The sequence below is a fragment of the Frankia sp. AiPs1 genome (assembly GCF_023716945.1).
GTDB lineage: Bacteria > Actinomycetota > Actinomycetes > Frankiales > Frankiaceae > Frankia.
Map to the genome: position 1 here is coordinate 1 of NZ_JAMQQF010000088.1, position 16737 is coordinate 16737.

10 protein-coding genes are annotated in these 16737 nt (G+C 69.0%); 1 reads left to right on the plus strand and 9 read right to left on the minus strand.

All coding sequences use genetic code 11. The features are described 5' to 3' along the window. The 3 genes from ND748_RS11355 to ND748_RS11365 form a co-directional block, all read right to left on the minus strand. Nucleotides 1-7730, minus strand: a 7730-nt coding sequence (locus ND748_RS11355) for a non-ribosomal peptide synthetase/MFS transporter (protein WP_251745664.1), incomplete at its 3' end; no start/stop codon positions are given. Between the two features lie 54 nt (nucleotides 7731-7784). Further along, nucleotides 7785-7922 carry a hypothetical protein gene (locus ND748_RS11360; RefSeq protein WP_251745666.1) on the minus strand — a complete coding sequence of 46 codons (138 nt, stop codon included), beginning with the start codon at nucleotides 7920-7922 and terminating at the stop codon, nucleotides 7785-7787. A 943-nt stretch (nucleotides 7923-8865) separates the two neighbouring features. Then, nucleotides 8866-9957 carry an SDR family oxidoreductase gene (locus tag ND748_RS11365; RefSeq protein WP_251745667.1) on the minus strand — a complete coding sequence of 364 codons (1092 nt, stop codon included), beginning with the start codon at nucleotides 9955-9957 and terminating at the stop codon, nucleotides 8866-8868. 149 nt (nucleotides 9958-10106) lie between these two features. Between ND748_RS11365 and ND748_RS11370 the strand changes: the two genes are divergently transcribed. After that, nucleotides 10107-11030, plus strand: coding sequence for a LysR family transcriptional regulator (locus tag ND748_RS11370; protein ID WP_251745668.1), 924 nt, complete (start codon nucleotides 10107-10109; stop codon nucleotides 11028-11030). Between the two features lie 470 nt (nucleotides 11031-11500). Here the strand turns inward: ND748_RS11370 and ND748_RS11375 are convergent, their stop codons facing one another. The 6 genes from ND748_RS11375 to ND748_RS11400 all read right to left on the minus strand — a co-directional run. Next, nucleotides 11501-11881 carry a polymorphic toxin-type HINT domain-containing protein gene (locus ND748_RS11375; RefSeq protein WP_251745669.1) on the minus strand — a complete coding sequence of 127 codons (381 nt, stop codon included), beginning with the start codon at nucleotides 11879-11881 and terminating at the stop codon, nucleotides 11501-11503. A 472-nt stretch (nucleotides 11882-12353) separates the two neighbouring features. Next, nucleotides 12354-13157, minus strand: a complete 804-nt coding sequence (locus ND748_RS11380) for a polymorphic toxin-type HINT domain-containing protein (protein WP_251745670.1) — start codon at nucleotides 13155-13157, stop codon at nucleotides 12354-12356. Between the two features lie 977 nt (nucleotides 13158-14134). Beyond that, a complete protein-coding gene (locus tag ND748_RS11385) occupies nucleotides 14135-14452 on the minus strand; it encodes a transposase (RefSeq protein WP_251745672.1) in 318 nt (105 codons plus the stop codon). 292 nt (nucleotides 14453-14744) lie between these two features. After that, nucleotides 14745-15194, minus strand: coding sequence for a hypothetical protein (locus ND748_RS11390; RefSeq protein WP_251745673.1), 450 nt, complete (start codon nucleotides 15192-15194; stop codon nucleotides 14745-14747). Further along, on the minus strand, nucleotides 15187-15687 hold the full coding sequence (locus ND748_RS11395; RefSeq protein WP_251745674.1) for a hypothetical protein: 501 nt from the start codon (nucleotides 15685-15687) through the stop codon (nucleotides 15187-15189). Before ND748_RS11395 ends, ND748_RS11390 begins: the two co-directional genes overlap by 8 nt. Continuing rightward, on the minus strand, nucleotides 15684-16737 hold a 1054-nt coding region (locus tag ND748_RS11400; protein ID WP_251745675.1), incomplete at its 5' end, for a polymorphic toxin-type HINT domain-containing protein. The genes ND748_RS11400 and ND748_RS11395, both read right to left, overlap by 4 nt.

Sequence of the window (16737 nt, forward strand, 5' to 3'; positions counted from 1 at the left end):
CCTGCGGGTCGAGCAGCGGAGCCGATGCCCGCTCCCGCGGTGGCGGAGACGGCGGCGGTGGCGGTGGCGGTGGTGGCGGCGGCGGCGAGGGTGGCGGTGGCGGTGGCGAGGGCCTGGACGGCACGGTCGGCGCGCTCCTGCTCGGCGTCGCGGTCCCAGATCTCCGCGTCCGGAATGGCGTCGGGGAGGTGGTCCTCGAGCAGCCGCAGCCGCGGCGTAAACCAGGCGCGCAGCAGCCAGACAGTGAGCAGGAACCCGCTGATCACCACGACGAACCCGAGTCCTCGGCCCGGCCCGGTGCCCAGGACCGGGCCCACCGAGTCGGACAGGGCACCATCGGGTTCGAGCGTGTGCCGCAGGACGCTGTCCGCGAGTGGTCCCATCACCAGGTAGCCGATCGGCAGGAACACGGTGACCACGATGAGGAACAGCGAGTTCACCCGGCCCTGTAGTTCCAGACCCACCTTCGTCTGCAGCAGCGCCATCCAGTGGCCGTCGATCAGCGCCTCGCTGAAGGCGAGCCCGAACATGCCGACGGCGATCAGCCAGGGTGCCCCGGCCAGACCGATGACCATGATGGTCACGTTGCTCGCGGCGGTGGCGAGCAACATGCCGTGGGTCCGGCGCCGGGTACCACCCCAGATGCTCATGGTCAGCGCCCCGACCAGCGCCCCGGCGCCGCCCGCGGCCAACACCACGCCGAGCGTGCCGACTCCGTGATCGAGCAGCACCATCGGCTGGATGAGGGTGAAGCCGATGGCGTAGAGAATGTGGTCGCCGACGAAGAACACCATCAGCGCGCGCAGCCCTGGCCGGCGCAGCACGTAGCGGACCCCCCGGGCCAGCTGCCTGCGCATCGACTCCTCGCGGCGGCGGAACAGCCGGTCGGGGAACCGGACGACGGCGACAGTGCCCACCGCCACGGCGAAGGTGGCCGCGTCGATCAGCAGGATGGTGCCCAGTGGCAGCACGGTCAGCAGCCCCGCGCCGATCATGGGCGCGAACAGCGCCCCCATTCCGGCGCCGAGTTGGACGATGCCGCTGGCGTGGCCGAGGAACGGTTTGGGTACCAGCTGGGCCACGGCCGCCAGGAAGGCCGGTCGTTGGAAGGCTGCGGCGACCGAGGTCAGCCCGCACAGCAGACAGATCTCCAACAGGTTCGGCCGGTTGAGGGCGACGAGCACGGCCATGGCGAGCGTGGTGGCTCCTGCGGTGAGGTCGGCGACCAGCATCACGGCGCGCCGGTCGTAGCGGTCGGCCACCGCGCCGGCGACGGGGCCGACCAGGACGCCGGGCAGCAGGGAGACCGCGGCCGTCGTGGCGAAAGCGGAGATCCGGCCGGTGTGATCGAGCACCCACACACTCATGACGAGCAGGCTCAGCGCGCTGCCGATGGCGGAGACGAGCTGCCCGGCGGCCACCACCGCGAACCGGCCGAAACCGGGACGTGGATCCGGCGACCGGCGGCGGGGCCCGTCCACCGCCCTGCCGCTGGCCGTGATGGCGCGGGTGGCGGTGTCGTGGGCGGTGGCGGCGTGGGCGGTGGCGGTGTGGGGCACGGGTCGCGGGGACGCGCCGTCCGGCGATCCCGTGGCGGCCGGCTCGTGCAGCGCCGTCGCCCAGGCGGTGAGGGTCCTGGCCAGCGCGGGGGCCTGGTGCTTGAGGAAGCCGTGCCCGGCTCGGGGCAGCACCGCCAGGTCCACCTGCTCGGCGAAGTGCTCCCATTCGTGGTAGCGCTCGGCGTACAGCTCGGTGACCCTGTCCTTGCTGCCGACGATGCTGAGCATCGGCGCGGAGAACCGGGGGTGGTGACGGTCGGTGAGCGTCCGGGTGAAGTACTCCTCCGACCAGCGTTCGTCGTGGCGCACGGCGCGCATGACGATGGCCTGCTCGGCCGGGTCGGCCTGCAGGTCGGCCAGGCCGCCGCCGAGGGCGCGGACCTCGTCCTGGATGGTGCGGTCGGAGACCAGGCGGTCCACCCGGAACCGCCGGTAGATCCAGTCGAAGAAGCGTCCCGGCATGCGCGCCATCGGGAACATCGCGCCGACCGCCACCCCGGACTGCGGCGATCCCAGGTCCTGGAGCCGGTTGGCGAGCGCGATGGTGACGGCGGCGCCGTGGCAGTGGCCGTACAGGTAGATCGGCCCGGGCAGGTGGGTGATCTCGTCCGCGCAGCGGGACACCAGCTCGTCGAAGGCGAGCGCCGGCTCGTCGGGGCGGCTGAAGTCCCGGCCGGGAAACTGCGCCGCGTACAGCGCCCAGCCGTCGGGCAGCGCGGCGGCCAGCGGCTCGAACGAGACCGCCTGACCACCCGAGTACGGGATGCAGACGATCGTGCCCGCGCCGGCCGATCCGTCCGCGGCGGTGAGCCGGTGTAGCAGCGCGTCGGGCCGCGCGGGTGGCCCGTCGACCGAGCCACGCCTGGTCTCGAGGTGCTCGACGAGCTGGGTGATGGTGGGATGCCGGTAGAGGTCGAGCAGCGCTATCCGGACGCCGAACGTCTGCTCGACCTGCCGGATGAGCCGCAACGCGAGGAACGAGTCGCCGCCGAGCTCGAAGAAACCGTCGTCGGGGCCGATCTGGTCGTGGCCCAGAAGGTGGCGCCAGACGGCGGCCATCTCCTGCTGGTCACGTGTCCGTGGTAACGGCGGCGTCAGCGGGTCGTGGGCGGTCCGCGGCTCGGGGGGTGCCGGCAGCGCCCGGCGGTCGACCTTGCCGTTGGGGTTCAGCGGCAGGGAGTCGAGCAGCACCGTCTGTGTCGGTAGGGCGTGGCGGGGCAGAAAGTGCGCCAGCGCCGCGCGCAGCCCGGTCGGGTCGGGTGGGTCGGCGGGGTTGCGCGCGGTGACGTAGCCGATCAACCGGGGTGTACCCCGCCGGTCGGGCCGCAGCACCACCGCCGCCGCGCCGACCTGTGGCAACGCGGCGAGCGCGGCGGTGACCTCGGCCAGCTCGATCCGATGCCCGTGCAGCTTGACCTGGTCGTCAAGGCGGCCCAGCAGCTCCAGCACACCGTCGGCGCGCAGACGTGCCCGGTCGCCGGTGCGGTACATCCGCGCGCCGGGTTCGGCGGCGAACGGGTCGGGGCGAAACCGCGTGGCGGTGAGGTCGGCGCGGTCGTGGTAGCCGGTCGCGACCCCCGCCCCGCCGATCCACAGCTCGCCCGGTACGCCGAAGGGCACCAGCTCCGCCCGGTCGTCGAGGACGTAGAGCCGGTTGCCGGGGTAAGGACGCCCGATCGGCAGCGGCGCTTCGGCCGGCAGGTGCGTGACGTCGCCGTCGAAGTAGGCGTTGTCGATCGTGGCCTCGGTGACGCCGTAGGAGTTGACGACCCGCCCGCCCGGCCCGACCGCACGGGCGGCGCGACGGTACTCGTGCACCGCCCAGGCGTCGGCGCCCCCGGCCAGGACCCGAATTCCGGCCAGCGGCGGCGGGCCGCCGGTCGCCGGCTCCACCTGGTCGAGCAGCCGGCGCAGCACGGCCGGCACCAGCTCGACGACCGCGATCCGCTCCTCGACCAGCAGCGCGGCCAGCGCCGCCGGGTCCAGCAGGGTCTCCTGCGGACAGGCCACCAGGCAGCCGCCGGTGGTCAGGGCCCGCAGCGTCTCGCCGGCGAACACGTCGAACGAGATGTTGGCGCCCTGCAGATGCCGTTCACCGGGCCGCAGGTCGTAGGCGTGACGCCACATCGCCGCGGCGTGGTGCAGATTGGCGTGCGCGACGACGACGCCCTTGGGCCGGCCCGTGGTACCGGAGGTGTAGATCACGTAGGCGGCTGCCGTCGGCGCGCTCTGCGGCCACGGCGGGCGCCAGCCCGGCAGCGACGCCGCCGGGCCGGCGTCCGTGGTCAGGCCAGCGTCCGTCGTCAGGCCGACGTCCCTGGTCAGGCCGACGTCCGTGGTGACGTCCACGGCCACCGCGTCGGTGAGTTCGCCCGGCCAGGTCCCGGGGCGGGTCAGCACCACCGTCGCGCCGCTGTCGGCGAGCATGTACCGCAGCCGGTCCTCGGGGTACTGCGGGTCCAGCGGCACGTAGGCGGCCCCGGCGCGCCACACCGCCAGCACGGCGGCGTAGGCGTCCCGGCCGCGGGGCAGGCAAATCGCCACCCGGTCCCCGGGCATCACCCCCACGGCCAGCAGCCGCGCGCCGAGGACGTCGGCGCGCCGCTCCAGCTCGGGATAGGTCCAGCTCACGTCGCCGTCGCGGACGGCCGTGGCGTTCGGGTACAGCCGGGCCTGTTCGCTGACCAGCAGGTGCGTCCCACCGCGCGGGCGGTCGTGGACGTCTGCGCCGTCGGTGTCGGTGTCGGCGTCTGTGTCGGGATCGCCGTCGGGATCGCCGTCGGGGGCCGGGGTCACCGCGGCTGCCAGGACGGCGTCGCGCTGGGCCGGCGACAGCAGCGCCAGCCGGCTGACCGGCCGGCCGGGGTGCTCGACGAGGTCGCGCAGCAGGATCAGCAGGTGATCGAGCAGGCGTGCGGCGGTGGCCGGGGCGAACAGGTCCGTGGCGTACTCGACGGCGAGCTCCGGCGCGCCCGGCCGGGCCAGGTCCACGGTCAGGTTCAGGTCGAGCTTGGCGCCGCCGGAAGCGGTGTCGCCGAGGTGCTCGACGGCGATGTCGCCGCGGCGGGCCCGGGCCGGAGCGACCGTGATGATGTTGAGCATCACCTGGGTCAGCGGGCCGCGGTCGGGGTGTGGCCGCACCGGCAGCGCCCGGACCAGCTCGTCCAGCGCCACGTCCGGGTGGCCGAGGGCGTCGATCAGAGCGTCGCCGGCCCGGCCGATCGCGGTGGCGGCGTCCGGGTCGTCGCGGAGGTCGACCCGCAGCGGCACGACCGTGAGGTAGGCACCGATGCCGGCGGCGGTGTCGGGGCTCCGGTGGGCCAGCGGGCTGAGCACGGTGACGTCGCCGTGCCCGCTGAGCCGGGCGATCAGGGCGGACACCCCGGCGAGCAGCAGCGCCGAGGGGGTCGTGGCCCGGGCTCGGGCGGCGCGTTCGACGGCGGCCAGCAGGTCCGGGGGCAGGGTGATCCGGTGGGTGGCGCCGGCGAAGGAGCGCACCGGTGGACGGGGCCGGTCGGCGGGGACCTCCACGTCGGTGTCGACCGCGGCGAGGCGGTCGATCCAGTGCTCGAGGGTGCGAGGCTCGGTCCGTCGCCGCCGCAGATGGCCGGCGAACGAGGGCAGCTCCGCCGGGGTCTGTCCGGCCAGCAGCGCGGCGAGCCGCTCGGCGAACACCACGACCGACCAGCCGTCGAACACCAGATGGTGCACGGCCACGACGAGTTCCCACTCCCGGTCCCCGAACCGGATCGCGGTGGCGGCCAGCAGCGGGCCGGTGGCGATGTCGAAGACCGTGCGCCCGCGGCGGGCGGCAAGCTCGGCTCGGCGCTCGGCCCGTTGCCGGCCGGGGATTGTACGCAGGTCGTGCACCTCGAAGGGCAGCGCGGGGAGCTGCCCGGGGAGCTGCGCGCCAACCCTGAGGGTCGGTCCGTCGGCGCCTTCCCGCACGACCGCGCGGAAGGCATCATGGCCGGCGACCAGAGCACGCAGGGCGGTGGCGAGACGGCCCGGGTCGTCGACCCCGTCCAGGCGGAAGCGCAGTCCGAGGGTGTGCATCGGGGTGCCCGGGGCGAGCTGCTCCGCCAACCACATGTCGCGCTGAAAGGCGGTCAGCGGCGCCGGCCGGTCCGACTCCCCCGCGCCGACGCCGGCTGGGCTGGTGGGGACGGCGGGGTCGGCCGGACTGGCGGGGTCGGCCGGACTGGCAGGGTCAGCCGGACTGGCGGGGTCGGCCGAGTTGGCGGGGTCGGTACGGCGCGCGGCGTCGGCCTCGTCCACGAGGGCGAGCAGCCCAGCCGCGGTCGGGCGGGCGTACACCGTGGACATGGCGAGCTCCACGCCGAACTCCCGCGCAACCCCGGCCACGATCCGGACCATGCTGAGCGAGTGGGCCCCGAGCGCGAAGAACGAGTCGTCGGGTTCGACCGGGGTTCCGTCGAGCGCGTCGCTGACCACGGCGCACATCCGCTGCTTGCGATCGGTCGCCGCCGGCCGATCACCGGATGCCCCGGGTGCGGCGGGTGCGGCGGGTGGCGAGGTGGCCGCGGCGGTGCCGGCCAGCGCCACCAGCGCCGCATAGTCGATCTTGTCTCGATCGGTGCGGGGAAACGACTCCACGGGGAACAGGCGGGACGGCACGGCCACCGCGGGCAGCGTCTCGCTCAGGCGTCGACGCAGCCGCTTCAGATCCGGTGGGGAGAGCGTCCCCACCGGCAGCACGTAGCCGATCAGCCCGGCGGACTCGGGATCGTAGACGGCCACGGCGTCGCGCACTCCGGGGCCGGCCAGCATCGCCTTCTCCACCTCGGCCAGATCGACGCGGAACCCGCGCACCTTGACCTGCCGGTCGAGGCGGCCGAGCACCACGTACCGGCCGTCGGGAAGCCGGCGGGCTCGATCACCTGTCCGGTAGCGGCGGGCGCCGTCGGGACCGGTGCTGAAACCACCAGAGGAGCCTTCGGGCAGGCCGAGGTAACCGGCGGCCACGGTGGGTCCGGAGATGACCAGCTCGCCGTCCTCGCCGAGCTCGACCGGATGTCCGTCGGGATCCTCGATGATGATCTGCACGCCGGGCAGCGGGCGCCCGACCGAGACGATCATGTCTGTGGGTGCGGGCACCGTCGGGCCGGCCAGCTCCTCGGTGGTGGCGACGATCGTGGTCTCGGTGGGCCCGTAGACGTTGACCAGCCGGGTGGCCGAGCCGGCCGTGAGCCGGCGCCAGTCCTCGACGCGTTGCCCTCGCGGTCCCTCCCCGCCGACGGTGACCAGACGCACCGACGGCGGCAGGACCAGCCCGTCACGAACCATGCCATCGACGACCTCGTGCCAGAACGCGGTGGGCAGCGAGAGCACGGTCAGGCCGAGCTCGGCGGCACGGGCCAGCAACCGGGCCGGGGAAGAGATCATGTCGTCGTCCCGGACCACGACCGTCGCCCCCGCCGCCAGCGTCGTGAAGATCTCTTCGAGGCTGACGTCGGCGGTGGCCGGGGCGAACTGCAGCACCCGGTCGTCCGGGCGCAGCTCGTACACGTCGACGAGGGCAGTGATCACGTGGCACAGCGCCGCGCCTGGGATTGCCACCGGCTTCGGTCGCCCCGTACTGCCCGACGTCATCAGGACGCAGGCGATGTCCTCGGGCGTGTCGGGGCCCGCGGCCGGCGGCGGCAGGCTCCGGCCGGCCCGCTCCCGGTCCAGGTCAATCGCCCGGTCCAGGTCAACCTCACGATCGAGGTCAACACAGCGCCAGGCGGTGTCGGCAAACCTGGGATGCCAGCGGCGGGGCGCCATGACAACCCCAACGCCAAGCTCGGCGGCCCGGAGCAGCGCCTGCGGCGGCGGGGCGGGCATGTCGTCGTGGAAGTCGGGCACTTCGTGAGGGTCGAGGGGAAGGAAGGCCGCTCCCACAGCGAGCGCGGCAAGCATGCCGACCACCGTCTCCCGGCCACGCGGGGCGCACAGGCCGACGGCGTCGCCACGGCGCACACCGGTGCCCAGTAACTGGCTGGCCACGGCGTCGACCCGCTCCCGCAGTTGCCGGTAGTTCCACTCCATGCTGCCGTCCACGACGGCGGGGGCGAGCGGACGAGCGGCGACCTGCGCCCAGACCGCGTCTACAAGGGTGCCGTCGCCGGCCACCGCAGACAGCTCGTGCGGGTAGGGCAGAGCGGACATGGGGGAACATCCCTTGGTCTCGGGCCACGGAGCGGCGCAGCGAGTGGGGAAGACTCAGTGGGTGGGGAAGTCGCAGCGCAGGTTCGGACGGACCAGGAACCCGAGCGTCAGAGCGGTGGATTCGACGGTGAGGTCGGGATGCGCGAGGGCGACGGCCTCCAGCCCAGCCTGGTCAAACAAAGTCAGCCACATCGCGCGATCCGCCGGCCGTTGTTCGGTGATGACCTGGCACAGGAAGTACAGGTTGTCAGCCGCTGCCACTCCAGGCCGGCGTGCACACCGGTCTCGAGCAGAACGTACAGGGCGCGAGTCGGTGCAAGGTGACGCCGCTGCTGGATCCGCACCTGGTCGGAGAACATCTGAATTTCCTTCGCGGCGAGCCCGGCAATAGCCTCGGTCAGCCCGCTCGGATAGTGATGCGGTTCGTCGGCAGGTGCCCTGATCCGATTCACCGCGCCGGGAGCCGGCCCGACAGGGCTCCCGTTACGGCCGAGCCACAGCTCGGCCGTACGGTCGGTCCGGTCACCCATTCGGGTCAACCATTCCACCAGCTCCGTCTCTCCCCGGTCGTCGACGCTAACCAGGGCAGGCTGACAGGAAGTAGCCTGAACATGAACGTTGCACTACGACCACACCGGCAGACCAAACCGGCGGCCACACAGACCGGCCAGACCGTTCAACTAGTGAAAGCGATCATTGCAGCGGGCGAGTGTTTCATTATCCCCAGGTCGAAGCCCAACTTCACCCCGTCACGGCCAGGAGTCACGACCGAAGACGCCCAACAACTCTTCGGCGCCGCCGCCGCATAACCGCGAAGGTCGAGCTCCGTGTAGAGCTCAGTAATTCGGCGAGAGTCGAATACCCTCTCTGTAAGTTTCGCCGCGATATCCTCCCCCGAGCGGAAGCCACCGCCGGCTACGAGGCAGGGGATCTCCTGCCCGGGCGGGTGCCGCAAGGCCTGCCGTACGCCGTCCTTCACGCCGGGGCACGGACGACGTCCGGCACGCTCGTCCCCGCGCCGACGTCAGGCAGCGGCGGCGCGCGCGTGCCCGCTCGTCAGCAGACACCTGCCGCGACGCCGTGACAACCAGGAGGTCGGCGGGCCCGGCGACGTCACGGGCGCCGACGGGGCCGGTCAGGGGATGACCCGGCGGCGGCGGAGGTCGTCGAAGAGGGCGTGGAACATCGTCTCGGTCTCGACGTACTCGTGGAAGCCGAAGCGGCGGGCCTTCGAACCGTCGGCGATCATGTCGTAGTCCCAGGAGAACACCGCGTCGCCGAACCCCCAGGACGAGACCTCCTGATAGGCGTGGCCGGCGAGGCCGTGGCGGGCGGTCATCGCCTTCCACAGCTCCTCCTTGTCCGCCATGACGGAGTCGAGCCTCATCGGCAGCGCCGGGGCGACCTCCAGGCCGAAGTAGCGGCCGATCGCCGGCCACAGCTCGCTCCACCGGAACAGGTCACCGTTGTTGATGTTGAACGCCTGGCCGGCGCACGCCTCGGTGGTCGCCGCCCACACGGTCGCCTTCGCGAGCAGGCCGGCGTCGGTGACCTCCAGCAGCGCGTCGTAGGCCCCCGGTGCGCCGGGGAAGCGCAGCGGGAGGCCGAGTTCCTTCGACATCGACGCGTACACCGCGAGGACCATCACGAGGTTCATCGGAGTGCCCGTGGCGAACCCGCACACGACCGACGGACGGATCGCCGACCAGCTCCAGGCCGCATCCCGGCTGCGGGCCACCAGATAGGCCTGCTGGTCGACGTTGAACTCCGGCGGCATGTGCCCGGCGTCGGACTCCCGCGCCGGGGTCCTGAACGGGCCGAGGTGCGCGCCGTACACCTTGTAACCCTGCATCAGGCTGACGTGGCGCAGCGCCGGGCTCGCCGCGTCGACGGTCTCGACGACGTTCGTCAGCATCGCCAGGTTCGGCCCGACGAGCTCGGCCCAGGTCGGCCGGTCCTGATAGGCGGCGTAGAACACGTGGGTCACCGTGCGCAGGCCACCGAGCGCGGCCCGGGTGGCGTCGAGGTCGAGCAGGTCGACGGCGACGTGGCGCACCCGCGGCGCCGGTGGGCCGCCGCGGCGCGACACCCCGATGACCTCCCAGTCTCCGAGGCCGGCGAGATGCTCGACGAGGGTGCGGCCGATCACCCCCTGGGCACCGACCACGAGAGCGACCTTCTCCGCGGGACCGGCGCCCGCGGGGTGGGTGGCATAGCTGTGGATCATCCGCTGCTCCTGACATCGACCATGCCGGGCCCGGGTCCGGTCCGGGCCCAGGTCCGGGCTGCTTCGGGCGTAGCCCGCCGCCTCGAGCCTGCGCGCCACCGATTCATAAGTCGAAGACATGGTTGTTGTAGGTTCCATAGAATTTGTTCATGACAACGCTGCGGCAGCTTGAGTACCTGGTGCGGATCGTCGACGAGGGATCGTTCACCCGGGCGGCAGCGCTGCTGCACGTCAGCCAGCCGGCGCTGTCCCACCAGGTGCGGGCGCTGGAGCACGCGGTCGGTGGCGCGCTGCTCGAGCGGCTCCCGCGTGCGGTCCGGTTGACTCCGATGGGCCGGGCGCTGCTCCCCCACGCCCGCACCGCGCTCGCCGAGGCCGAACGGGCCAGGTGCGCAGCACGGCGCGCCGCCGGGCTCGAACGCGGCGAGGTGCAGGTCGCCACTGTTTACTCGGTGACCCTGGGGGTGCTGCCGCCGGTGCTGCGAGCCTGGCACCGGGCGTACGAAGGGGTACGGGTACGCCTGTTCGAACATCGGCATGCCGACGAGCTCGCCGAGGCGATGCTCGCCGGGCAGGCCGACCTCGCGATCGGACCGCCGCCGCCGAACTGGGACGGCCCGGTCAGGCCGCTCGGCGAGGAGGAGTTCGTCGTCGTGCTGCCGCCGGGCGACCCGGCCGTACCCGCCGCGGCGACCCAGATCGAGCTCGGCCGCCTCGCCACCCGGGACTGGGTGCACTACGCCCCCGGTCACGGCCTCGCCGATGTACTGGACCGGGCCGCCGCCCACGCCGGGTTCCGGCCCCACGCCGCGGTGCGCACCGAACAGACCGCGGCCGCCCCGATCCTCGCCGCCGCCGGGCTCGGCCCGGCCCTCGTCCCCGCCAGCATCGTGCCCGATCCCTTCGGCGGACGGGTTCTGCGGGTCGACCCACCGCTGCGCCGCCCGCTGGCCGCCTTCTCACGCGCCGAACCCGACCCGCTGAGCGCGGCCTTTCTCGACCTGCTCACCCGGCACGCCCCGCCGCTTCCCGCGCATGTGCGTGCCGTGCTGCCGACTGCGCGTCTCTCCTGATACTCCAGCCCGAGACTTGCGATCAATCGAGTTGTAGGGCTGCGGCCTGGCGGCAGTAGTGGCTGGTCCGGGCGCGTGCCTGGTAGCGGCGGTCGCCACCAGGACCAGGCCAGCACGAAGCCCACGAACGGTTCTGGGCACGGCATCGTGACGCGGACGAACAGGTAGGCCTGCTTGTGCAGGGCGACATGACTCCCAGGCGGCCAGCTCTCGCGGTTGCGGCGCCGGCCTTCTTCATCCTGCCCGCCGGCGCGCGACAAAGCACATATCATGCCAATTGTCGACGCACTTCATCGTATAGATACTGAAGAAATTCTTCGATATCGTCAGCGAGCCGCTCGACCTCGTTCTCGGTGGCATCATAAAGGTCGCCAACGAGAGCGCCACCGGCGAGACGGTGAACACTTCCCTCCTCCCCGAGTACCGCAAGTAGCCCCCCTCCCCCATCAGATCCAATCACTATGATTGACTTATCTGGGTGACCAGTTACTGTAGGTGTGGAGGGTGTCGACGGTGAGGTTGTAGACGGTCTGGGTCTGGTCGCGGTCATGGGTGGTGGTGACGGGGATGTCGACGCCGGTGGGAGTGCGCAGCCGGTCGGCGGAGGTGAGCTGGTCGGCGTCGACCCAGCCGTGGTGGGCATCATCCCAGAAAGGATGATGATCGGTGGCGGTGAGGGTTCGTGGACCGTCCGCCGTGGCGACGGTGACATCGACAAGATGCTTCAGGCCATGGCCGACGATGACGGCGGTGACGGTGTGAACCTCGGTACGGCCGGTGGTGGGGTCGGTGGCCAGGACCCGGTCACCGACCTTCGCCTCGTCAATGCGCTTGCGGGTGCCATCGGCCATGAGGACCTCGGTGGCACCGTCAAAACTGTTCGGAGTGTCGCAGGAATCAGACTGGCTGCCGGGGAGAGGTGCGCCCGGGGCTCTCCCCCTCTCGAGACCCCCGACTCGACTTCAGCCCACCCCACCTCGCCCAGTGGTTCCCCGGATCTCGCCGGGTTCGATGTGGCGAGTGATCGCATGGAGCCGTCCGTTTAGACAGGTTTGCCGCTGGATCGCGTCCTTGCGAGCTCGAGGTCGGAGGTACGGGCACTGAGGCGCAACTGTCCACCTGAGGTGTATCCACCCGAGACCAAAGTTAGTTGATCGCCAGGAACTGGCCACTCGGAGAGATATATTGGTAGATCGTCGATTAATGCCCGGTCAACTACTCCAATCTCTCCGGAGGGTACTCGGACCCTAAGTCCGTACGGCATTCGGTCGACCACGACCGCGGTGACGATCTGCCACTTCGCCAGGCGTGGAAATGCATCGCTCATCTGCCACTCCAAGGAGATCTTGGGAAGGAGTTGAACTCATCGAAGAGCTCGCGTGGAATCACGTATTCCATGTGATCCTCGGTCATCCCCTCCCACTCCTCAATGCGTCCTGCATCAATCTGTGCTCGAAGCCAGGAAGTCGGAACCTCCACCTGAAAACCCACCCCGTGAGTGTCGAGCGACCCCTGCGCCCATTCAGTTGCTGTCTTCTCGTTTCCGAAGTGCGCCGCACCATCGTACGAACCGTCGTCGCTACGAGGGAAGTGGTCGAAATTGAGCCCTTCGTCAAGCTCCGAGCTGCCTCTCTCGAGCGGCGAGGTTCGGTGAATCGTCGTGGTCTCACTGCAGTTGTGGACGAGGACGGCCGTGGTGCCGGCGAGGACGTAGTAGGTGTGGAGGGTGTCGACGGTGAGGTTGTAGACGGTCTGGGTGCGGTCGTACTCGCGGGTCGCGGTGACCCGGATGTGGCTGCCGGTGGGGGTGCGCAGGGTGTCGGCGGAGGTCAGGTCGTCGGCGTCGACCCAGGCGTGGTCGACATCATCCCAGAACGGATGATGATCCGTCGCCGTCAGGGTCGCCGAACCATGGCCGGTGTCGACACTGACCGCCACCAGATGCTTCAAGCCCCGGCCCACGATCAACGCCGTCACCGTACGAGCCTCAGTACGACCGGTCACCGGATCGGTAGCCAGCACCCGATCACCGACCCTGACATCCCGAATCGGCTTACGGGTCCCGTCGGCCATCAGAACCGCGGTGTCACCATCGAAACTGTTCGGCGTGCACGACTCCAACGCCAACCCCGGCGCCGTGCACAAAGTCTGCGCGTCAACTACTGCCGTCAAAAACCACAGAAGCCCCGCCGAATTTATTTCGGCGGGGCTTCTCGCGAATCCGTCTAACTATTGGACTCCGGAAATCCATCGCGGTAGCGATGACTCCTCGAAAGCACGGCCTCTTCGATGCCGATTTTCTTTTCTCTAGAAACACCAAGAAGGGCAGCCCACATTGACTCGTGGTCAAATTCCGGCGGCGCATCGAGGGCCGGTAGCCCGACCGCGGACGTGTCACCGACCGCGGTGGCGATGGCCGCACCCCCGACGCCCGTCACCGCCGCCGCGGGCCCCGCAAGCTCTCACTGGCCGCTACCCGCTCAAGCCTATCGCCTTCGACCTCGTAGCACGACCCAGGGATTATGAAATCTGGCGGCGTGCCTCGAGAAGCTTCACTCATTCATTTTCTGAGAAATTTGAGTAATCTGCCGAACGAGCGTTTGGCGCGGTTTCGATCAGGTGGAGAAGAGTCCATGCGAGCCCGAAACATCCATCCGAGCCAAAGACTCCCAGAAGAGCCTGCGCCTCCTCGTCCGATACAGGCGAAGAAATCTGACCCAGTAGATTCTCTCGATCCTCCATGCCACCGGGGGTCGCACCCCTCTCTCCCGGAAGCGGTCCAGTCTCCACCAGGTCTTTCACCGCCTTACGCAACATCATTCTCCCCTTCTAGAGCATCCCGACACCTAGATATTATGGCAAGAGCCCCTGATTCCCGGATTGAAATAGGTAGGGCCTCCGTACACGCACTCACCGATCTGTCGCATGTTCCAGATATCTCTCGCGAGCACTTCTCTGAACGAAAGTCCTATCTCCGAGTTTTGGCGGCCAGGCCCTTCGAACCACATGTGCGGGAAAGTATACAGTCCGCCTGAGTCATCAGGATTGCGCCGCCCTCCGACCGCGGGAGGAAGGCAATGCATCCTGGGGCAGGTGATGCGCTGTTAGCCCGTCACCAATCGCGCCCTCCAACACGCGTGTTCGGGCAGGCTGACCGCGAGGTCGATCGCCTTGCGTTTCCCGGCGTTTGTGGGGATCGGGTGGTTCTTCGCGACGGCGAGGACGTAGCCGAGCCCGCAGCGGGCGAGGGCGGCGCGCAGAGCGGGGTCGTTGCCGTAGACCTCGTCGCCGCCGGCCCACTGTCCTGGGATCCCGGCATCGAGCGCGGACTCGATCATGCGGCGGGCGAGGGCGGGCTTGGTGTCGAACTCCAGCTCGCCGGGCACGTCCGCGGCCTGGCATCGCTGCGGGTCAGTCTGCATGATCCCAGAACGGATGATGATCCGTCGCCGTCAGGGTCGCCGTGTCGTGGCCGGTGTCGACACTGACCGCGACCAGATGCTTCAGGCCCTGGCCCACGATCAACGCCCTGACGGTACGGGCCTCCGTGCGGCCGTGGCCGGGCCTGTGGCCAAACCCGGTCACCGACCTTGACGTCCCGGATCGGCTTACAGCTGGCGTCCGCCATCAGAACCGCGGTGTCACCAAAGACTACAGAATCCCCACCAAGTTTTACTTCATACTTTGTTGATCTCCGGACAGATACGAAAAGATTCACGACATCAACGAAAGGCGAGCGATCTCATAGCCCTCGGAGTTTTCCGGCAGAAGGGCCGACATTTTTCGAAAGAAGATGTCGCCGGCTGTCCGAAGCGCGTTCAGGAATTCCCGTTCCCCGACATTCGCCTGCCTCGTCTCGGCACCGGACTTGCATGAGACAATGAGCATCTCTCGACCGGATCGACGAAATTCGAGGAATACCGGTTGATCCGGGAAATATGTCGATACTTGCTTCATCACGGCTAGCGATCCCACCAAGTTTGAAATGTATGACCAGAGTTGATCGATGTAATCCCACTCTCTCTCGGATATGATTTTCTTGCCGTTGATGGAGAGATTTATGGCGCCTTTGATATAGCGACCATCCGGAGGCCTTCGTCGAACTCTCTCTACCTGCACGAAGCTGCCATCGGGCCGCCTTAGGAGAGTCTCGACTTCAATCATCGTGGTTAACTTGTTTATCGGCCTCTCCCGGCGAAATCTGAAGGGCCCGAGCGATCCCCCGTATCGAAGAGTCCAGGTCTGGGATATCGAGGCCGGATGCTTCGATATGGACAAGGATCTTTGACTTCTCGTCACTTTCAGGGAATCTGCGACGGTACTCTCGAAAGCATGATTCGAGCGCTCTAAAAGAATAGTCCTCAATTTCAGCTCTAGAAGTTCCTACTCCGGACGTCATGCCGGGCCCCGACGGTGTCGCGAGAATGATTCCCGGCAGGTCATCGCCGCGACCATTCCGTAGCACCTTGGCGACACCGGGCTCCGGGATCCCTCCAAAGCGATCGTGCGCAAGAGGCCACCACATGACCATCGCGTCACAGCCGCTCCACGTGTCGGGGACCCTGCCAACTCTGAACTCAACTCCGGACCAGTCAGAGAGCTTCTCCTGAACCCGAGCAAGGATCATCGCTGAAGCCGATGCAATTACATATCTCACCGACACCCCGCCGTTGCGCTCATGCTGGGAATGATCCTCGGGCGCCCGAGTTTCGAAAGCACATCGTCCTGAAGAGCAATTCCTCCATCCACCACATCCGACGTATGAGGCATATTCGCGAGCCCCGGAATATCGGCTTTCTTTGCCACCGTTCGGATCATTGTATAAGGACCTTCCCCTGGCCAGTTCCCGTACGCCCGGCGGGCGTACTCGGCCGCGCCTTGCTCCGTGAACGAGAAGTATTTGACCCCCTGTGTACTTCTAAATTGACGCGTACCCTGCAGATCTGTCAGCTCAGCCCCAGTGACCGCCCGCCACAGGTACATCTCGTCGGGACCGAGAGCACCAGCGTTGTGGACAAGGACAGGTGTCTGGCCGGCGAGGACGTAGTAGGTGTGGAGGGTGTCGACGGTGAGGTTGTAGACGGTCTGGGTGCGGTCGTACTCGCGGGTCGCGGTGACCCGGATGTGGCTGCCGGTCGGGGTACGAAGCTCGTCGGCGGAGGTCAGGTCGTCGGCATCGACCCAGCCGTGGTCGACATCATCCCAGAACGGATGATGATCCGTCGCCGTCAGGGCCGCCGAACCATGGCCGGTGTCGACACTGACCGCCACCAGATGCTTCAAACCCTGGCCCACGATCAACGCCGTCACCGTACGAGCCTCGGTACGACCAGTCACCGGATCGGTAGCCAACACCCGATCACCGACCCTGACATCCCGGATCCGCTTACGGGTCCCGTCGGCCATCAGAACCGCGGTGTCACCATCGAAACTGTTCGGCGTGCACGACTCCAACGCCCCACCAGCCGGTCCGCCAGCGGAACCGCCCTGCGCGCAGATACGGGCCTGAGTCTCGTCGTAGCGGTCGGTGTAACGGTTACCCGACTGCCAGCAAGTCTGATCAGGAGTAACCGGACGGCACGACGACGCCAGCGGAGCCACACCCCCACCGGTGGTGTCACAGGGATTCTCGAACAGCTCCGGACTGGCGGGCGCGGCAGGCTGGGCGGCGGGAGCGGGCCGGCCGCCGGCGGCCGGGGCGTCGGGG

Bases quoted from the DNA above. Each gene is read 5' to 3' on its own strand.
- ND748_RS11360 (WP_251745666.1), bottom strand. From the start codon at position 7,922: ATGTGGCTGACTTTGTTTGACCAGGCTGGGCTGGAGGCCGTCGCCCTC.
- ND748_RS11365 (WP_251745667.1), bottom strand. From the start codon at position 9,957: ATGATCCACAGCTATGCCACCCACCCCGCGGGCGCCGGTCCCGCGGAG.
- ND748_RS11370 (WP_251745668.1), top strand. From the start codon at position 10,107: ATGACAACGCTGCGGCAGCTTGAGTACCTGGTGCGGATCGTCGACGAG.
- ND748_RS11375 (WP_251745669.1), bottom strand. From the start codon at position 11,881: ATGGCCGATGGCACCCGCAAGCGCATTGACGAGGCGAAGGTCGGTGAC.
- ND748_RS11385 (WP_251745672.1), bottom strand. From the start codon at position 14,452: ATGCAGACTGACCCGCAGCGATGCCAGGCCGCGGACGTGCCCGGCGAG.
- ND748_RS11390 (WP_251745673.1), bottom strand. From the start codon at position 15,194: ATGATTGAAGTCGAGACTCTCCTAAGGCGGCCCGATGGCAGCTTCGTG.